This window comes from Paenibacillus sp. FSL R5-0887 (assembly GCF_038002305.1).
Lineage (GTDB): Bacteria > Bacillota > Bacilli > Paenibacillales > Paenibacillaceae > Paenibacillus_AQ > Paenibacillus_AQ odorifer.
This window is the reverse complement of record NZ_JBBOCE010000002.1, coordinates 299740-317342: the sequence shown is the minus strand read 5'-3', so window position 1 is coordinate 317342 and position 17603 is coordinate 299740. Positions and strand designations below refer to the sequence as shown.

14 protein-coding genes are annotated in these 17603 nt (G+C 47.4%); 9 read left to right on the top strand and 5 right to left on the bottom strand.

Going from position 1 to position 17603, the window contains the following annotated elements:
• The first annotated feature begins 6 nt into the window (after window positions 1-6).
• The 4 genes from MKY14_RS19350 to MKY14_RS19335 are packed head-to-tail and all read left to right on the top strand — an operon-like array spanning window position 7 to window position 5079.
• Window positions 7-714: a DUF1961 family protein gene (locus MKY14_RS19350; RefSeq protein WP_179088363.1), complete on the top strand. Its 708-nt coding sequence runs from the start codon at window positions 7-9 to the stop codon at window positions 712-714.
• Window positions 715-735: 21 nt separating this feature from the next.
• Complete coding sequence (locus MKY14_RS19345; RefSeq protein WP_076310669.1) at window positions 736-1545, top strand: polysaccharide deacetylase family protein; 810 nt, start codon at window positions 736-738, stop codon at window positions 1543-1545.
• A gap of 27 nt (window positions 1546-1572) precedes the next feature.
• Window positions 1573-2844, top strand: coding sequence for a rhamnogalacturonan lyase family protein (locus MKY14_RS19340; protein WP_340977133.1), 1272 nt, complete (start codon window positions 1573-1575; stop codon window positions 2842-2844).
• A gap of 15 nt (window positions 2845-2859) precedes the next feature.
• Complete coding sequence (locus tag MKY14_RS19335) at window positions 2860-5079, top strand: glycoside hydrolase family 88/105 protein (protein WP_340977132.1); 2220 nt, start codon at window positions 2860-2862, stop codon at window positions 5077-5079.
• Between the two features lie 344 nt (window positions 5080-5423).
• Here MKY14_RS19335 and MKY14_RS19330 read toward each other — a convergent pair whose 3' ends face one another.
• The 4 genes from MKY14_RS19330 to MKY14_RS19315 form a co-directional block, all read right to left on the bottom strand.
• Window positions 5424-6287 (bottom strand): IS3 family transposase, encoded by an 864-nt coding sequence (locus MKY14_RS19330; protein ID WP_340978039.1) that lies wholly within the window; start codon window positions 6285-6287, stop codon window positions 5424-5426.
• Between the two features lie 11 nt (window positions 6288-6298).
• A complete protein-coding gene (locus tag MKY14_RS19325; RefSeq protein WP_340977130.1) occupies window positions 6299-6616 on the bottom strand; it encodes a transposase in 318 nt (105 codons plus the stop codon).
• A gap of 55 nt (window positions 6617-6671) precedes the next feature.
• Window positions 6672-6902, bottom strand: a complete 231-nt coding sequence (locus MKY14_RS19320; protein ID WP_340977128.1) for a hypothetical protein — start codon at window positions 6900-6902, stop codon at window positions 6672-6674.
• Between the two features lie 73 nt (window positions 6903-6975).
• The gene (locus MKY14_RS19315) at window positions 6976-7803 is read right to left on the bottom strand and encodes a helix-turn-helix domain-containing protein (RefSeq protein ID WP_076301920.1); all 828 of its coding nucleotides are present in this window, start codon (window positions 7801-7803) and stop codon (window positions 6976-6978) included.
• Window positions 7804-7950: 147 nt separating this feature from the next.
• Between MKY14_RS19315 and MKY14_RS19310 the strand changes: the two genes are divergently transcribed.
• Window positions 7951-9237 (top strand): Gfo/Idh/MocA family oxidoreductase, encoded by a 1287-nt coding sequence (locus tag MKY14_RS19310; protein WP_076141355.1) that lies wholly within the window; start codon window positions 7951-7953, stop codon window positions 9235-9237.
• 196 nt (window positions 9238-9433) lie between these two features.
• On the opposite strand, the gene MKY14_RS19305 is transcribed toward MKY14_RS19310, so the two are convergent.
• On the bottom strand, window positions 9434-10696 hold the full coding sequence (locus MKY14_RS19305; RefSeq protein WP_339247339.1) for a TraB/GumN family protein: 1263 nt from the start codon (window positions 10694-10696) through the stop codon (window positions 9434-9436).
• 259 nt (window positions 10697-10955) lie between these two features.
• Between MKY14_RS19305 and MKY14_RS19300 the strand changes: the two genes are divergently transcribed.
• From MKY14_RS19300 to MKY14_RS19285, 4 genes are all read left to right on the top strand, one after another.
• Window positions 10956-12077, top strand: a complete 1122-nt coding sequence (locus tag MKY14_RS19300; RefSeq protein ID WP_076192904.1) for a glycoside hydrolase family 88 protein — start codon at window positions 10956-10958, stop codon at window positions 12075-12077.
• Entirely contained in the window at window positions 12067-14229 is a 2163-nt protein-coding gene (locus MKY14_RS19295; protein ID WP_340977126.1) for an alginate lyase family protein, read from the top strand. The genes MKY14_RS19300 and MKY14_RS19295 overlap by 11 nt, the downstream gene beginning before the upstream one ends.
• Before the next feature lie 67 nt (window positions 14230-14296).
• Window positions 14297-16018 carry a sensor histidine kinase gene (locus MKY14_RS19290; RefSeq protein WP_076184730.1) on the top strand — a complete coding sequence of 574 codons (1722 nt, stop codon included), beginning with the start codon at window positions 14297-14299 and terminating at the stop codon, window positions 16016-16018.
• Window positions 16018-17601, top strand: a complete 1584-nt coding sequence (locus MKY14_RS19285) for a response regulator transcription factor (protein WP_340977125.1) — start codon at window positions 16018-16020, stop codon at window positions 17599-17601. Before MKY14_RS19290 ends, MKY14_RS19285 begins: the two co-directional genes overlap by 1 nt.
• Window positions 17602-17603: the final 2 nt, after the last annotated feature.

The window sequence follows — 17603 nt, the reverse complement described above, 5'->3', positions numbered from 1 at the left end:
TGTTTTATGGCTAGGCCGATGCAGGACACGGGTATAGGTGGTTTGATCCCTGAAGCATGGAAACCAATCTACCATAATCCCCTCGCTTCAACTAGTGATATCGCTGGATTCCAGATGGAGGGAGCGGGAGCGGTTTCCTTCCCTTTGCAGCGAATGAGACTGGAGAGTACTATCCATGCAAGGGCCGGACAACAAGCAAATGTCGTTCTCTGGTGTCCAGAAGAGTTCCCGGCAGACCTCGCCGTATCTTGGAATTTCCGCCCATTGCGTGAGCCGGGGTTGGCGATTTTGTTTGTAGCGGCCAAAGGAGAGGGTGGGAAGGATTTATTTGATTCCACGCTTGCTCGTCGTACGGGTGAATATGATCAATACCATCACGGGCAGATAGACACGTATCATATCTCGTATTTTCGCAGGCGTTGGGTGGAAGAACGTGAATTTCATACCTGTAATTTGCGTAAAAGCTATGGTTTTCATTTGGTTATGCAGGCAGCCGATCCGCTTCCGGACGTAAGCGACATGACTGAGCCCTACCGGATGTTAGTGGTAAAGCGTGGTCCTATGCTGTCTTTTGCAATCAATGAACTGCCGGTTTTTACATGGATAGATGATGGTGAAACCTATGGGCCGCTACTGACAGGCGGGAAAATTGGGTTTCGACAGATGGCACCCCTGATGGCTGAATACTCAAATCTGACGGTTTTTGGACAGTAATGCGAAGGAGGCTTCAGATTGATGTCTATTATTTATTATTGTTACCCTGAAGGCAGACATAAGGCGCTTACAATGAGCTATGATGACGGCAGACGGGCTGACGAAAGATTGGTAAGACTATTTAACCGCCATGGGATTAGAGGAACATTTCATCTCAATTCTGGCCTGCTGGGTGAAGGAGATCGTATTGCAGCAGATGAAATAACTGAGCTGTACCAGGGACATGAGGTATCTGTTCATACGCAACACCATCCGACGATGGCCCGTTGTCCGCAGGAGCAAATCATCCATGAGATTATGGAGGATCGAAAGTGTTTTGAGACGCTGCTCCAGGTGCCGATACGGGGAATGTCTTATCCTAACGGTTCCTTTAACAAGGAGATAAAGAAGCTTTTGCCTCATTTAGGCATGGAATATGCCCGTGTGGTACAGACCACTGGCGGCGGCTTTGAGCTGCCGGAGGATTGGCTGGAATGGCGGGGGACTTGCCATCATAATGATCATTTGCTGGAGCATGCGGAGCAGTTCGTGAAGCTGCATAAACGGCAGTATTTATATCTGATGTATGTGTGGGGCCATAGTTATGAATTTGATAACGATAATAACTGGGAGCTGATGGAAAGCTTCTGTGAAGCAGTGGGAGGACTAGAGGAAATCTGGTACGCGACAAATATTGAACTCGTTCATTATATGAAGGCTTGTGAAGCCCTTATTTTCTCCGCTGCTCGGGATTTTGTATATAATCCGGGAGCGCTATCTGTCTGGCTGGAAATCGACGGTTTGATTATAGAAGTAGCAGGCGGACAAACCGTCCGTTTCCCAGAGATCTAATCGAAGAGAGAAGACAGGAGGATTCTAATGAAAACGAAGGACACACAATTAGTCTATCAGCTGGCAAAAGTAGATATTTCCGCTGCCGGTCCACGCTGCAAAATGCTTATTGGCGATCTGAATGGGGATGGACGTGCGGAAATGCTGCTGGTTCAGCCGGATAATCGCCAGGATGTACGTTATATTCCCCATCAGGTGCAATGCCTGACTGCTTTTGATATGGATGGCAAGCTGCTGTGGCAGGTGGGCACACCCGATCCTGATGCTGGCAGCCAAGGCTCGGACTATCCAGCGCAAATTTATGATTTAGATGGTGATGGGGCGCTGGAAGTATTATGTGTAATGGATGGACGGTTTCATATTCTTGAAGGTTCAACAGGAACGGTTAAGTCGATATACGACTTACCTGCTGAACATGCACATGATTGTATTATCATCGCCAATCTAACAGGGCAAGAACACGCTTCCGACATCATTCTGAAGGACCGTTATCATCAACTGTGGGCCATGGATCAGGATTTCAATTTATTATGGACGCATAAAGGCAATGTAGGACATTATCCGTGGGTTCACGATCTTCATGGAAATGGACAGGATCAAGTGATGGCAGGTTATGATCTGCTTGATTCTAAAGGTGATTTATTATGGAGCTGCCATGATCTTGACGACCATGCGGACTGTATTTGGGTTGGCGATGTGAATGGAGATCGCTATCCTGAACTGGTTGTCGGCGGAAGCGTAACGGTGATGTATGACCGGGACGGACAAGAGCTTTGGCGTTATGACGGCTCCATCGAGTCACAGCATCTGGCGTTAGGCCGATTCCGGCCTGAACTGCCTGGCCTTCAGGTTGCCGGGCTGGACCGAATGATCCGCGAAGATGACGGCAAAGGGCTGAAGGGCAAGGATGCGTTGTTTCTTCTAGACTGTAATGGCAAGGAACTTTGGAAAGAAGAACGTACAAGCGACGGTTGGCTGACTATAGTTGAAGCCGTGAGCAACTGGCAAGCGGGTTCTCCGGATTATATTCTCGCGTACCGCCGGGGAGGCGGAGTATATCCTGCTTTGTACGATGGACATATGCGGGTTGTGGCTGAATTCAAGGAGGAAGGTTATGCCGTTCACGGCGATCTTCTGGGATGTGGCAGGGAACAGGTTGTAATTTATAATGATGAGTCCGCAACGGTATATTCAAGCGAGTGGATAGATATTAGTACCTGTGCCTCTGAGAAATCGTTACCTCAGCCTAAAAGATTGTACAACTCGACGCTGTATCCCGGTGGAGAAATAACGGTGTGAAGGAGGATACGCTTAGTGAGTACTTATATTACAGAATACTTTCCTGATCCTGATTGTATTGCCAAATATAATGGGGGCAAAATCGAAAATGTACTGGCCGCTGTGGCCAGCCGTTTTATCGGTGCCTATCCCCCGCAGCCTCCGGTGTACCGGGTACATTCGCAGAGTGGTTTCAACCGGCTCCGCGACTGCCGTTACGATATGAATCTGGAAGAACGACTGCCGGAGCTAGCGGCAGGACAATTCGTATATGTATGGGGAAAGCTGTGGAGTGACAATGAGGTAGATGCCCCTTTCTCAGTTAGTTGCTATAGTCCAGTTAAGGTTTACATAAATGGACGGCTGGTGTTTAGCTCCAATCTAAATGATGATGTGTTTCCGGACAGAAAGACGTTTTTTCGGGCGAGCATGGATAAAGGCTGGAACCATCTGGTACTGGAGTATGTTGCAACAGGTACAGGTTGCGGAGGGGTTTTTGGAACGGGCAGTGTCAAAGGTGCACCAGTACACTTTCTTATTCCGACGGCGCAGTTAAGCGGTTGTGAAGGTTGGATTTATAGTGGACCCCAGCAGACATCTTGGGCAGCTTGGCTGGAAGCTGAATTCACTGAAGAGCAAATGACAGCTCGCTGCGTTTGGTTTCCGACACAGCAATGGTCGCCACAGGAACAGGCAACTGGCAACTGTTCACGCATATTTGGGGAAATGCTGGGAGCCAAGGCGTATGCTTGGTGTAAGCTGGAAGTTAACAGCCTACAGAAAGACGACATTCGTCTGCATGGTAGCTATCGTGGAATGGCTGAAATCTCTATCTATGTGAATGGGAAACTTGTAGCTGAGCACCAGAACGTGAAAGGCATGCTTGATATCCAACTGGAGCTTGGTTATGGACTACATGATCTCGTCGTGGAGTCCATCTGTGGAGAGGGGAATTGGGGATTTGAACTGGACGTACGGTCTGGTGGTGTTCAGAGTGGTCTCGTGCAACCTTATTCAGTCGAAGGATTAACTGATCCTTGGTTGTACCTTGGACTATTCACCTCGGGGACAGCGCCGAAAGTCTTAGAACTGACCTCTATGGATACTTTATTTGGGGAAGCGGATGAAGTAACCTTTTGGCGTGTGGACCAGCCGAATAGCTGGGTTAGGCCTTATTTGGAGAGTGTTATGTTTGGGCGCTGGAATTACCCTCTAGGCGTAACCCTGTACGGATTGCTGAGAACAGGAGTAGAGCTTAAGGCCCCCCATTATGCCGAATATGCACAACACCATATTGAGCAATGTACAGGGCTGCATAAATATGCCTTATGGGACCTTGGACGTTATAGCGCTCCGGGCATCAATCATCAGCTGGCACTGATGGATTCGCTGGACGACTGCGGATCCTTCGGGGCAACGATGCTGGAAGCACATAAGCTTCGTCCACTACAGGGCGCACCGGAAGCTGCTGCTGAAATTGCCAATTACATTACTAAAGTGCAGAGCAGGCTGCCTGACGGAGCTCTGTATCGGACCAGTGGCACAGTTGATTTTATGCAGCAGACGATGTGGTGTGATGATCTGTATATGAGCACGCCATTTCTAAGTAAATATTATGAATTGACCGGAAATGCGGCTTATCTTGATGATGCGGCGGCGCAGTTTTTACTTTACAAGGAGCGGCTGTTCCAGCCGGAGCTTGGCATTATGCATCATGTGTATGATTATAAGTTTAATAAACCCAATGGCGTGCCTTGGGGCAGAGGTAATGGTTGGGTGATTTTTTCGCTGACTGAGCTGCTTGAAGTTATGCCTGAGCAACATCCGTTGCGAGCTGATTTGCTTGATTATTTCCGCGAGCTTAGTAAAGGCTATCTTAAGCTGCAAGATGAGCGGGGCCTATGGCATCAAGTGTTGACGGATCCTGAGTCCTATGCGGAGGCTTCTTGTACCTCTATGTTTATTTACGCTTTTGCTAGAGGCGTACGCTGCGGCTGGCTGCTGGAACCAGAGTCATACGTAACCTCTGCAATCAACGGCTGGAGCGGCTTAACCCGTTATTGTATTGACAAACAAGGCAATGTTTACGGTGTCTGCCGCGGTTCGGGTTATTCGTTTAACAAACTGTATTATAAAGATGAATTGACCTGGCAATTAAACGATACACATGGGATTGGCATCGTGCTGCTGGCCGGAATTGAGGTTCACAGGCTCGTACGAGATTTGGAAATGAAATCACATGACGAAGCAAAATGAATGGCATGATGAGGAATGAGACGACCGTATTAATCACAAAATGCCAGCTGAGCAGCGATACTCCATTAGTGGGGATCGCTGCTCTTTGTTATGCGTTACAGTGCTGCTTAAACCCCCAAAACCCCGAACCCCCCCCGGCCCCCCCGGCCCCCCCGGCCCCCCGAAACCGCCGATTACTCCTGCTAGACAAAGTTATGCGGACTCAGATGACGTTATTTGCAGATTTATCGCCTTTTGGGGCCATTTTCGGACTCCAGTGACGTTATTGCTTCGAAAACGGCTAATATAGGTAGCTTTTTATGCCAATAGCGACTATGGTGGACCTCTGTCAAGAAAGTGGACAGTCACGCAACAGACATTCTAGTCAATTGCTCAGCAAAACGAACTGGAGAAAGATACCCCAGCGCGCCATGCATTCGCTTGCGGTTATAGTAAAACTCAATATATTGAAAAAGTGTCTGGTAGGCTTGCTCCTTAGTTTTGAATCGCGGATTACAATAAATGAGCTCCTTTTTCAAAATGCTGTGCCACGACTCGATACAGGCGTTATCATAACAGTTACCTCTGCGGCTCATGCTGGACTCCATGCCATACGCTTTCAACTGCTTCGTGTATTCATGAGAAGTATATTGAGAACCTCTATCGGAGTGATGTAATAGACCCTTTTCCGGTTGTTTAGCTTCGTAAGCATCTTGTAAAGCGCCCGAAATCAAGCTGGTTTCCATATGGTTCTCCAAGCGCCACCCCACGATTTCGCGCGTGCAAAGGTCCATCACACTTGCCAGGTACAAGCGCCCTCCCCGGCAAGGAATGTACGTAATGTCGGTAACCCATACTGAATTGGGTTTGAGTATTTTAAATTGCTGGTTCAGCGTATTCGGGGCAATCGGATGGTCATGATTGGAGTCGGTGGTCTGTACGCGATACGTTTTGGAGACAATGGAGCGAAGCTTCATATGTCGCATGTACACACTCACCGTGCGTTCGCTAACGGTATAACCTTCTTGATGTAACAGGCGGGTGATCTTCGGACTCCCATACCGCTTTTGATGGTCTGCAAAATGATACTGAATTCGCTTCATTATCGCAGCCTTACGAAGCATATGCGTACTGGTTTTTTCTGTCCGCCACTTGTAGTACCCGCTCCGTGACACATGTAGGGTCATGCACATCTTCTCCAAGAGAAACTCGGAGCGATGTTTTTCAATAAACTGGAATCTCAGTTCCTTGGTTTGCTGAAGATGTGCACTGCTTTTTTTACGATCGCTAATTCCTCTTCCACATCGGCAATCTTGTTATCTTTTTCTTGAAGTTGCCGACGCATCTCCTTCAACTGTGCCTCGAGTTCCCGTACTCGATCCACGCTAGTCGCCGGTTCATTCTTTAGTTCTCGATACTGGCTCATCCATTGATGCAGGGTACTTTTTGGGATGTTGAGCTCTTCCGCCAAGTCGCCCACTGTCTTTGTTTGCTCTTGAATGAACTGCACTGTCTGTTTTTTAAATTCTTCGTTATACCGTTGTCGATGTTCTCCCATGTGAACACACCTCCGTGGACTCATTATCGCCAGTCTGTTAACTACTGTCCACTTTTTATTCTAGCTTCATGGGGTCCGATAAAATCCCAAAATAGCGATTATGCTGCGAATAAGGTCCACTGGGTCCGATAGCCTCATGAACTTTGTTCGCGCGAAAAGGTAATCTAGTGACGAGATATTGTTGTTGCTCAGATACTCCCGGTGCTCCCGATGCTCCTGATGCTCCTGATGCCCCTGATGCCCCCGATGCTCCCGATGCTCCCGTCCCAGATGCCCCCATGCCCATGGCAGTTCACATAAGGTACTTTTGAGCGACGGAGCGGCTACATAGAGAATCGGTTGTGATTTCTAGCTGTGGATCAGCGGTTTTGCTTGCGATATTGCAAAGGCGAACGTTTAACGATTTGTTTAAACACACGCCCGAAGTGGGCGATGCTGTCAAAGCCGGTATCCTCGGCGATGTTCGTAACTTTAGCGTTGGTGCTCTGCAAGAGACGTTGGGCTTCCTTGATCCGAATGTAGTTTAGATATTCTACGATGGTGAAGCCAGTTGTCTGCTTGAACACTCGGCAGAGATAGGTGCTGCTGATGAAAAAAGTCTCAGATAGCCGCTCCAATGTAAGCTTTTCAGCATAATGTGTTTGTAAAAAATCGATAATTTCGTAGACTTTTAGCTGCTTCTCACTGTTCTCAGGGGCAATGGGCTCGCGGCTTATTTCCTGTATTCTGTTCATTTCAATAAATAGTTGGATGAGCAGCGTCTGCAGATAGGGGGATTGCTGTGTCCGTGGTTCTGTTTGTTCTTTTAGCATGCTGAAAAGAAGATATTCAATGACCCCCTGCTCATGTACTCCGGGCCGCAAAAGCAAGCTTTGTGTAGCCATAAATGGAAAATGCAGCTCGAAGTGCGCCAATGTCTTTTGCAGAAAGCTTTCCTCAAAGTTAATTAAGATCCGTTCATGGCTTGCAGAGCCTTTAGAGGTGGTACGATGGAGCTCGTTCTTGTTAATAAAAATCAGATCACCTTTACGCAAGGTGTAGATCAGATTGTTAATGTAATAACTGCGTTCCCCGGCGAGTAAATAATAAATTTCATAAGTATCGTGATAATGGTCGGAATCCATGCTGAATGGACCGGCTCTTTTTATTTGCTCAATTATAAAAGGAGGCTGAGGCTCCTGTTCCATACTAAATCTGCTCCTTTCTGATAATGAGGATAATATTTGCAAATTTTTTGTTATTTCTGCTAAGAATCGCTTAGATTAAGATATATTTTATACTATACACTATAAGAAGAAAACGCTTTTAAATCAATAAGTGATGGAGTGATCCTGATGTCCAACAAGAAATATGCTTTCGTAGGAACCGGCGGCCGAGCGGAGTTTTTTTATGGTGAGATCACCACGAATTATCGTGAAACCTCTGAGATTGTAGGCTTTTGTGATGTGAATGGAGCAAGAATGGATTATGCGAACCGTTTGCTGGAGGAAAAATATAAATATCAAGCGGTTCCTACCTATAAAGCTCATGAGTTTGACCGTATGATTGAGGAAACCAAACCTGACACGGTTATTGTCACGAGTATTGACCGCACGCATCATCGTTACATTATCCGGGCGATGGAGCTTGGCTGCGATGTTATTTCGGAGAAACCGATGACAGTGGATGAAGAGAAATGTCAGGAAATTCTTGAAGCGATTGAGCGGACTGGGAAAAAGCTGCGTGTGACCTTCAATTACCGCTATGCCCCACACAACACCAAAATCCGTGAACTCATTATGGACGGCGCGATTGGAGAAGTGCTTTCCGTCAACTTCGAGTGGCTGCTAAATACGCAGCATGGGGCGGATTACTTCCGCAGATGGCATCGTGATAAACGGAACAGCGGAGGTCTGTTGGTTCATAAATCCACACATCATTTCGATTTGATGAATTTCTGGCTGGGTTCGCGCCCAGATACGATTTATGCGATGGGTGATCTAAGATTTTATGGCAGAGAAAACGCGGAGAAGCGCGGGGTGACTGAGTTTTATCAGCGTGCTCATGGTAGCAGTGCGGCGGAAAATGATCCGTTTGCCCTGCATCTTAAAGATAATGAGCAGTTAAAGCAGATGTATCTGGATACGGAGCATGAGGATGGCTACCTGCGTGACCAAAGTGTGTTCGGTGACAATATCAGCATTGAGGATACGATGGCGGTTATGGTCAAATACAAAAATAAGACGATTATGAATTATTCACTTAATGCTTATCTGCCTTGGGAGGGTTTCATTGTAGTATTTAATGGAACGAAGGGGCGGATGGAAGTAAAGGTCGTCGAACAGTCTTATGTAAATGCCGGAGGAAATAAGGAAGATGAAGGGGCGTTAAAAGACAAGCGGATCACGGTCTTCCCTCATTTCGCAGCACCTTATGAAGTGGAGATTGAAGAAGGAGTTGGGGGGCACGGAGGCGGAGATCCTGTGATGCTGCGTGATATTTTTGAACGTCCGCTGGAGGATCGCTTTAATCGTGCGGCATCCCATGTGGACGGAGCGTTGTCTATTATGACCGGGATTGCGGCAAATCGTTCAATAGCTACTGGACTTCCAGTTAAGGTAGATCAGTTAATAAAATTGTAGTAGCCCGTTTATGAACAAGCGGCTTTGGGTTCGTAGGGAGCGTTTCTCCAGAATCCCGGAGGGCCCTCCGCTCTGTCCGCACGTTAAGCCAACTTCTACTTTTAGATTGAGCTAAAAAAAGTGAAAATAAAAGGCTGTCTCCAAAATCATCGTAGATGACTAAGAGACAGCCTTGTTTATTTTAGCTAAAACTCAATTATTGTTTGACGACGTTAAAGCCATCTTTTTGCAATTGGGTCACGATACCATCGTCACCGAGCATATGCAGCGCGCCAACGACGACAAGGTAAGTCGCTTTTTTATCACTTTTCAAATATTCTTTTACATGCTTCACCATGTTGACGTTACGATCCGAAACCAGGCCTTTATAATACTCTGGCTCTTGCGCGACCGCTTTTGTCATCGCTACGAGCGACTGCTCATCACCTTGCATCCACATTTGGGATAGTGCATCCAGCGAAGCTGCTGCGGAAGTATTGTCCGTTTGATTGAGGCTGCCGAGTGTGTCGACAAGAAGCTTTTCTTGCAATCCATCTGAGAACTGGTCGAACATATTCAGCTGCAATTGTGTGTTTTCCAGTTCAATAATAGGTTTGTTCAGCTTGCCTGCTTTTTGTAAAAAATATAAATCAATGCCGGTATCCGCCGTATAACTTGTAACTTGCATCTGTAGACTTGAGACACCTTGGGTAACGACCCACGGTTTGAAGGAATCGAATGCATTTTCCGCCAGACCATTTGCTTTTAGCAGCTGAGTTACTTTGTTATATGTATCTGCGGATACATGATCCTTGAGCTTGGTTCCATCTGTATAGGAGCCTTTTTCCAAAATAAACTTTTGGATCTCAGCTTGATCAATCTTAGAGATATCTACTTCGACACCTAAATATTGCGAGGCTTCAAAAGCAGCTTCAATCTCCGGACGCAGCGGGTACATTTTGTCGTTAGCCACATGGATAGAACCAAGCAGATAGACGGTGTTGCCGTTGTTCTCCACTTTCCATAAGAATCCGGTGCTTCCGGCAGCTTGAGTATCGGCCACAAAAGTGATGGTGCGCAGCGCTGGACTCCACTCCACCTTATAGCCGATCGTTTCTCCTATAAAGCGGACAGGAACATAGGTGACATTGTTGATGGTTTTAGGAGCCACCTCTAGTTTTTTCTTCTCCCCGTTTACCGTTGCGGTTGTGCTACCGATGGTCAGTGAGAGGGCCAGTCCATTTTTGGTCCCTGTTACGGTTTGGGTTTTTTTATTCCAATTAATATTTACATTAAGCTTTTCTAGCAGGGGACGCATAGGAACTAGGGTCGTTCCTTTTTCTACAACAGGGTTAGAATTGCCTAACTTTATTTCGGTTCCATCAATCCATACACCGACAGGCTTTTCAGCAGCATGCGCAGTGGTAAAGACAGACATAACCATGAAAATGGATAAAAATAATGCACCTAGCTTTTTCATTAATAGGACACTCCGTTTCTAAAAAAGAATGAAAGATGTAAGTCACTCTCTGATTTTAACGTATTTTCCCATAAACAGTTATACCTTTTGTTACTATATTGATTTGATGCCTATGATTGGAAAGTAAACTTACAGTACTTCACGTCATTCAAAAGTCAAAATAATGCACATCAAAGCAAAAATCGCCCCTATTAGATCCTGTTCACTCTCCTTATCATGAAACGTAAGAAACGAAGAGCCTGAAGGGAGCAAGGAACTTATGTGGAGCAGTGCGATTGAAGATGCGATAGAGAAGGTACGTAAGAACATAGACCGGTTCGGGGGCAGTTTCCCTCATGTCAGCAGGAATGGAACTTATCAGCTCAATAACAACGACGACTGGACTAACGGATTTTGGAGCGGCATGTTGTGGTTGTGTTATGAATATACGCGGGATGACAGCTTCCGTATTGCGGCATCCCATACCGTAGAAGATTTCCGCCGCCGTTTCGCGGCAAAGACCGTGCTTGATCATCACGACATTGGCTTCCTGTATTCGTTATCCTCTAAAGCCCAGTGGATTATAGATAAAGACGAATCAGCGCGTCAACTGACATTGCAGGCGGCAGACCTGCTGCTGAAGCGCTGGCGTACAGCTGGCGGTTATATTCAGGCTTGGGGACCGGAGGGGGATACTCAGGAAGGCGGGCGGATCATTATTGATTGTCTGTTAAATCTTCCCCTTTTGTATTGGGCAGAAGAACAGACCGGTGATTCCGAATACAGGGAGGTGGCGGTCATGCAGGCGGAGAAAACGAGACGGTATCTGGTACGGGGAGATGACAGCTCTTACCATACGTTTTTCTTCGACCCGAAGACCGGAGAGCCGATTGGCGGCGCCACTCATCAGGGCTTTACTAACGGATCGACCTGGACGCGCGGGCAGGCTTGGGGTGTTTACGGTTTTGCATTATCCTACCGCTATACCAAAAATCCGTTGTATTTGGAAACGTCCAAGCGGATGGCCCGCTATTTTCTGGAGCATTTGCCGCAGGATCATGTCGCTTACTGGGATTTTAATGCTCCGGTATCTCCGGATACTTACCGGGATAGCTCGGCCTCAGCAATAGTAGCAGCCGGACTACAGGAACTGCTGGAGCTAATGGATGGGGAGGATTCTGAGCGGGCTTATTTTCAGCAGGGATTAGTGCAGTCGATGACTTCGCTTGTGCAGAACTATTCCACGCTCGGTGAAGAGGCGGAGGGGCTGCTGAAGCATGGTTCTTACCATGTGCGCGGCGATCTGTCTCCAGATGACTTCATGATCTGGGGAGATTATTTCTATCTCGAAGCATTGATGCGGCTGCAAAAAGGCAACAAGGGGTACTGGTATGAACGCTGATGTCAGACAAATTTCCCCCTATGCCGTCTTTGCGCTGCTCGACCTTGAGTTGCCTGCTTTAGCTCTAGTGAAGAATGCACTCAGCCAAGCGCGTCAGGACGATGCGCTGATTGAATTGCATCGGTATTTGACCCGCCGGAGCACGCCGGGCTGGCGGATAGAGGATAACCGGAAGCAGCAGCTTATTGACTATGTACGGCTTTATTGTGCAGACGAACTGGAAGCAGTAATGAAGACAGCGGATGAAGTTGTGGAGCAGACGTTTCTCTTTCGTTTTCCCTGGGATATGGAGCGCAGCCGCATTCCGGTTACCTTTGAGGAAGAAATTGACTGGCGTCATGTTCCGGACAAGGATGTAGAATGGGCTTATATGCTGAATCGCCACCGCTACTGGGTGGCATTAGGACAAGCGTATGCGATAACAGGTAAAGAGGTTTATGCGAGAGCATTTTGCTGCCAGCTTGAAGATTGGATAGACCGTAACCCCGTTCCAGACAAGCCTACGAATGATACGCTGACATGGCGTACAATTGAAGCGGGCCTTCGTTGTGCTAACTGGATTAAAGCACTGTCTTATATACAGGATAGTCCGCTGCTCACACCGACGCTGCTGGCCAAAGTGATGATATCTCTCCATGAACACGGCCAATATTTAGCTTTATCGTTTACGGGCTGGAAGAAGATCAGCAACTGGGGGGTGCTGGAGACTTGTGGTTTGTTCCAAACTGCGCTCTACTTCCCTGAGTTCACTAGTGCCAATAACTGGCGACAGCTCAGTGAGGAGAGATTGGGAGAGACGGCGCGAATTCAGATTATGGCGGACGGCATCCACTGGGAGCAATCGCCCACCTATCACCATGAGGTTTTGGTATGTTTTCTCGACTTCATCCGCTTAGCCCGATTGAACGGACTGGAGCTTCAGGAAGAATTTCAGCAAAAGGTTCAGCAAATGGCTGTCGCTTCATTGTATTGGGCCAAGCCGAATCACCGGCAGCCGATGCTTGGCGATAGTGATGACAGCGATATCCGTTCGCTTTTGACTTATGCGGGCTGGTTATTTCAGGATGCTGTACTCCGCTTTGGCGGATACGATCAAATGGATTATGACAATGCCTGGTTGTTTGGGATAAATGGAGTTGAGAGCTACGAGCGGCTGACTGCGGAGCTACCGCCAAACTTGTCACACGCCTATGCACATTCCGGCCATTATGTGATGCGAACGGGCTGGGACGAGCAGGATTTGTACCTATATTTTCACTGCGGACCGCTTGGGGGTGGACATGGGCACGCGGATCTGCTACATTTCGATCTGTATGCCTATGGGCGGGATCTGCTTACCGATCTTGGCAGATACAACTATAGTGATCATACACCACTTAGAAAAGCGCTAAAAGAAAGCGCTGCCCATAATACGACCACTGTCGACGGAATTGGATTTACCGAAATCACGGATACATGGTCCTTCTCTCAGATTGCGAAGCCAACGGGCTGCCAATGGATCAGCCATCCGGACTTTGATTATGTAGAGGGCAGCCACGACGGCTACCGTCATTGGGATGATCCGGTCTACCCGTTAAGGAGGATCCTATTTATTAAGCCTTTTTACTGGCTTCTGGTGGACAGCTTCAGTTCCCGGCAGGAGCATACATTTTCCCAGCATTTTCATTTTGCACCCGGAACGGTTCAGATGGAAGATGGAACGCTAATATGCCTTACAAAAAATGAGCGGGAAGCCAATCTTTGTATCCTTCCTGTTCATGTTGATGGTCTTCAGGGCAGGATGGATGCTGGGGTAATCTCCCGCGAATATAATCTGCTGGAACCCAATCAGTATGCTGTGTACTCCCGAAAGGGGAAAGGAACGGTCTCGATCATGCAGGTGCTGTACCCGCAGCCTGCGGGTGAGTTGTTCTGTCCGCTGGTCGAACAGGTGCCGATTTACCGCCATACGGGTGAACCGGTGGCTGCTGCACAGGCGGAGGCCTGCCGCATCATCCTCCCCGAAAGGAATGAGGAGCATATTATCGTGATCAGCCACGAGATTCCATCCAGTCATTTAGATTCCTATGTAGTGGAAGGCGTACAAATTTTTGGAGAAGTAGTGCTTATGGTTTCTGCAGACGGTCAAAAGAAAGTCACGGTAATCAGATAATGTATGAATACTGGACAACGGGCTGATAGAATAAAAGAAAAGAGCATGAGAGAGGCGCGGAGAAAACATGTTCAAATTCACTTACTATAGACGTATCCAGGTTTCATTTCTTTTGCTGATTTTTATCCCGCTGATTGCAGTATCGATCATCTCCTTCGTGCTCATCCGGGATACGATGGTAGAGAAGCTGCAGCTCAGCAACGATAACTTCCTGAACGTTATGATTGACGAACTAAACAAAACTATTGATGATGTGACGTTCGCTTCCCATTTTATTGTAAACGATACCAATTTCCGCGCTAATCTGAAGTCTTTTGCGGATACTGAGCGGCTAAATAGCTATCAGGATTACGTACATTTTACGCAAATTCAAGATGTGTTTTCGCTCATCAACTCTAAGCCGTTGAATAATAATATTCGCATGTATTTGGTCAACCGGAAACACTTTGTGATCTCCTCTGGGACGGAGAATTTATCTGTAATCAATGCTAACCTGGACAAGCTGATGAGCCGTGTCAATATCCACGAACCGGAGACCTTGCAATGGCTTGGGATGGCTGACAGCGGTTCCGGTAAAAGCAGCAGCTATTATATTGCCAGAGTAATCTATGACAGCCGGGAGAAACAGCAGGTGTCCGTGCTGCTTATCTCAATTCCTGAATCCTATTTCAATAAATTGCTCGGACCCGTCGAATTTGGCAAGGTTGCGTTATTTGATTCTGGAGGAGGCTTGATCGCTGGGAACTCAGAATTGGCTTCAGAAGGCAAGGAAGCGAGAGGAAGCGTTCGTACAGCCAGAGCTATCGACAAATCCAATTGGCAGCTGATCTATGAAGCTTCGGAGAAAGAATGGTCGGGCCAGATCTCGCGGACGTTTTATAGTGGCATTGGCTTGGTACTCCTCTTATTTATTGTCTTTTCGGCTACCTCCATGCTGATTGCCAAAAGATTGCATAGTCCGATCATGAAGCTGCAGCGCGTTGTGCGCCAGTTCGGGATGGGGAATCTTGATGTCAGGCTGGAGGTCAAGGGCAAGGATGAAATCGCTGAGCTGGGGCAGACGTTGAATACTATGCTGGACCAGCTGCAAGGACTGATTCACGACATCGAGCTGGAGCAGGAACAGAAGCGGGTGATGGAGCTGGAGGCGCTGTTTATGCAGATTCGCCCCCACTTTTTGATCAACACGTTGAATTCGATTAAATGTAGCCTTATTTTGGCCAAAGATAAGCTGCATAGCGGGATCATCGATTCATTAATGAGTCTGCTCCGGGCTTATTTGAAGGTCAATGAACCGGCTACCTTGCGGGAAGAATGCAAACTGCTTGGCCATTATATCGATATTATGAAGATCCGTAACGAAATCCCTCTTGAACTGGAGGTCGATCTGGAAAAGGATACAGAGAAGCTCATCGTCCCTAAGCTAATTTTGCAGCCCCTTGTAGAAAATGCAATCGTCCACGGATTGGTTGACCACCCGGCACCGCGTATTGTCGTTCGCTCGCGAACGGTCCCTGATGGGATCATGATTGAAGTTGAAGATAATGGCTGCGGTGCAGGGGCTGAAGTTCTGGCGGGCCTGAACCGCAGGTTACTGTATAAGGACGATGAACAGGATGAAGCTTATCAAAGGGTCGGTTTAATGAACGTGGTTCAAAGGCTGAGGCTGACCTATGGTCAGGATACCCGCTTGTCGCTGCATAATCTGCCGCAGGGTGGGGTTTCCGTTTCTCTGTATTTGCCGCAAGGCAATCATCAGGTTAATCTGTCAGAGAGAGAGGGATATTGATGTATAAAGTGATGCTCATAGACGATGATGTTCCTATGCTCAAAGTGCTTCAGCAGATGATTGACTGGGAGGCACATAGCTTGCAGATTGTCGGCAGCACCTATTCCAGTGCCAAGGCGTTATTAATGTTTGAGGAAGTGCAGCCTGACATTGTGATCACGGATATTGGTTTGCCGCAAAAGAACGGGATTGAGCTAGCCGATTGCTTCACCCGCATGAAGCCGGAGGTCAGAATTATTTTCCTGACCTGTCATGAGGATTTCCATTATGCTCAGCAAGCGGTAAAGCTGAAAGTGGATGATTATTTAATCAAGGACCAGCTTACAGAAGAGCAACTGGAGAAAAGCCTTGCCAAGTCCATACACTTGCTTAAGTCGAAGATCGGGTTGATCAGCCATGGGGAGACAGGCTACAACAGCCAGCTCTTCCGGCAGAACCTGCTCCAAAGGGTGATTGGCGGTGCTCCGCCTGAAACCACACTGGCCTATGCGGCGCAAATCGGCATATCCTGGACGTATCCGTGGTTTATGCTGGGCACGGTCAGTATTCATTTTTCCAGCTTCGACAAGCGATACAAGCAGAGTGAGTATCCACTTATTTTATATGCTATTTACAATATAGCCTTGGAATTGTCCGAAACGTGTGAAGGGATTACGCCTTTCTTGGAGCAAAAGAATATTGTGATTTTATATAATTACCGTGTGAATCTGGCGCAGAATGCCAGTCTTCATTTTCATGATTATTTACAGCGGCTGTGTTCTGAATGCTCCCATCTTCTTAAGATTCAACCGGGCATTATTGCCGTCACAGAGAAAATGGAGCTACAGGCGATTGGTCAGATCCATCGGCAGATAGTTCAGGACAAATGCGAGTTCTATGCAAGTGCGGATTACACGGTTCTGGATACTTTGCAAATCGCTTCTCCACGTTTCCAGCCTGCTCCCCAAGGATTTCTGGACAGCTATATCCCGCAGATGGAACGGGCCGTGATTAAAAAAGACCTTGAAGCCATCCGTAGCACTCTACAGGAAATCGCTAGGACTGCAAAAGCAATGTCTATTCATCCTGGCGATTTCGCCCGGGATTTATCCTTTATGCTCCGCGGCATCGAGTTAATGTTTACGAGCCTGATGTTCGATGAGGATCTGTTCGTCTATCTCGTGCAGACCCGCACACTTGAAGATACGATGGAACTGGTGGAAAGAAAGCTTGTACAGATTACAGGCAGCAAGCAGCAGGTGACAGGAGCTTCTCCGCAGGAGCCCAAGCTGCAGCTTATCCAGCAGTATATCGACCAGCATCTTGGCGATAATATCACCTCAATTGATATGGCACGTTATCTGTTTCTGGATCCAAGCTATTTTTCGCGTTATTTCAAGCGCATGACTGGCCTGACCTTTACGGACTATGTACATCAGCACAAGATGAAGGTCGCTACCAAAATGCTGAAAATCTCCAGCCAGAACCTGGAGTCGCTGGCCGTCGGCCTGGGATATTCGGACAGAACCTATTTTTCAAAAGTGTTCAAAAAATATGTAGGAACAACGCCAAGCGAATATAAATCCAAACATTCGGTACGCTGAGA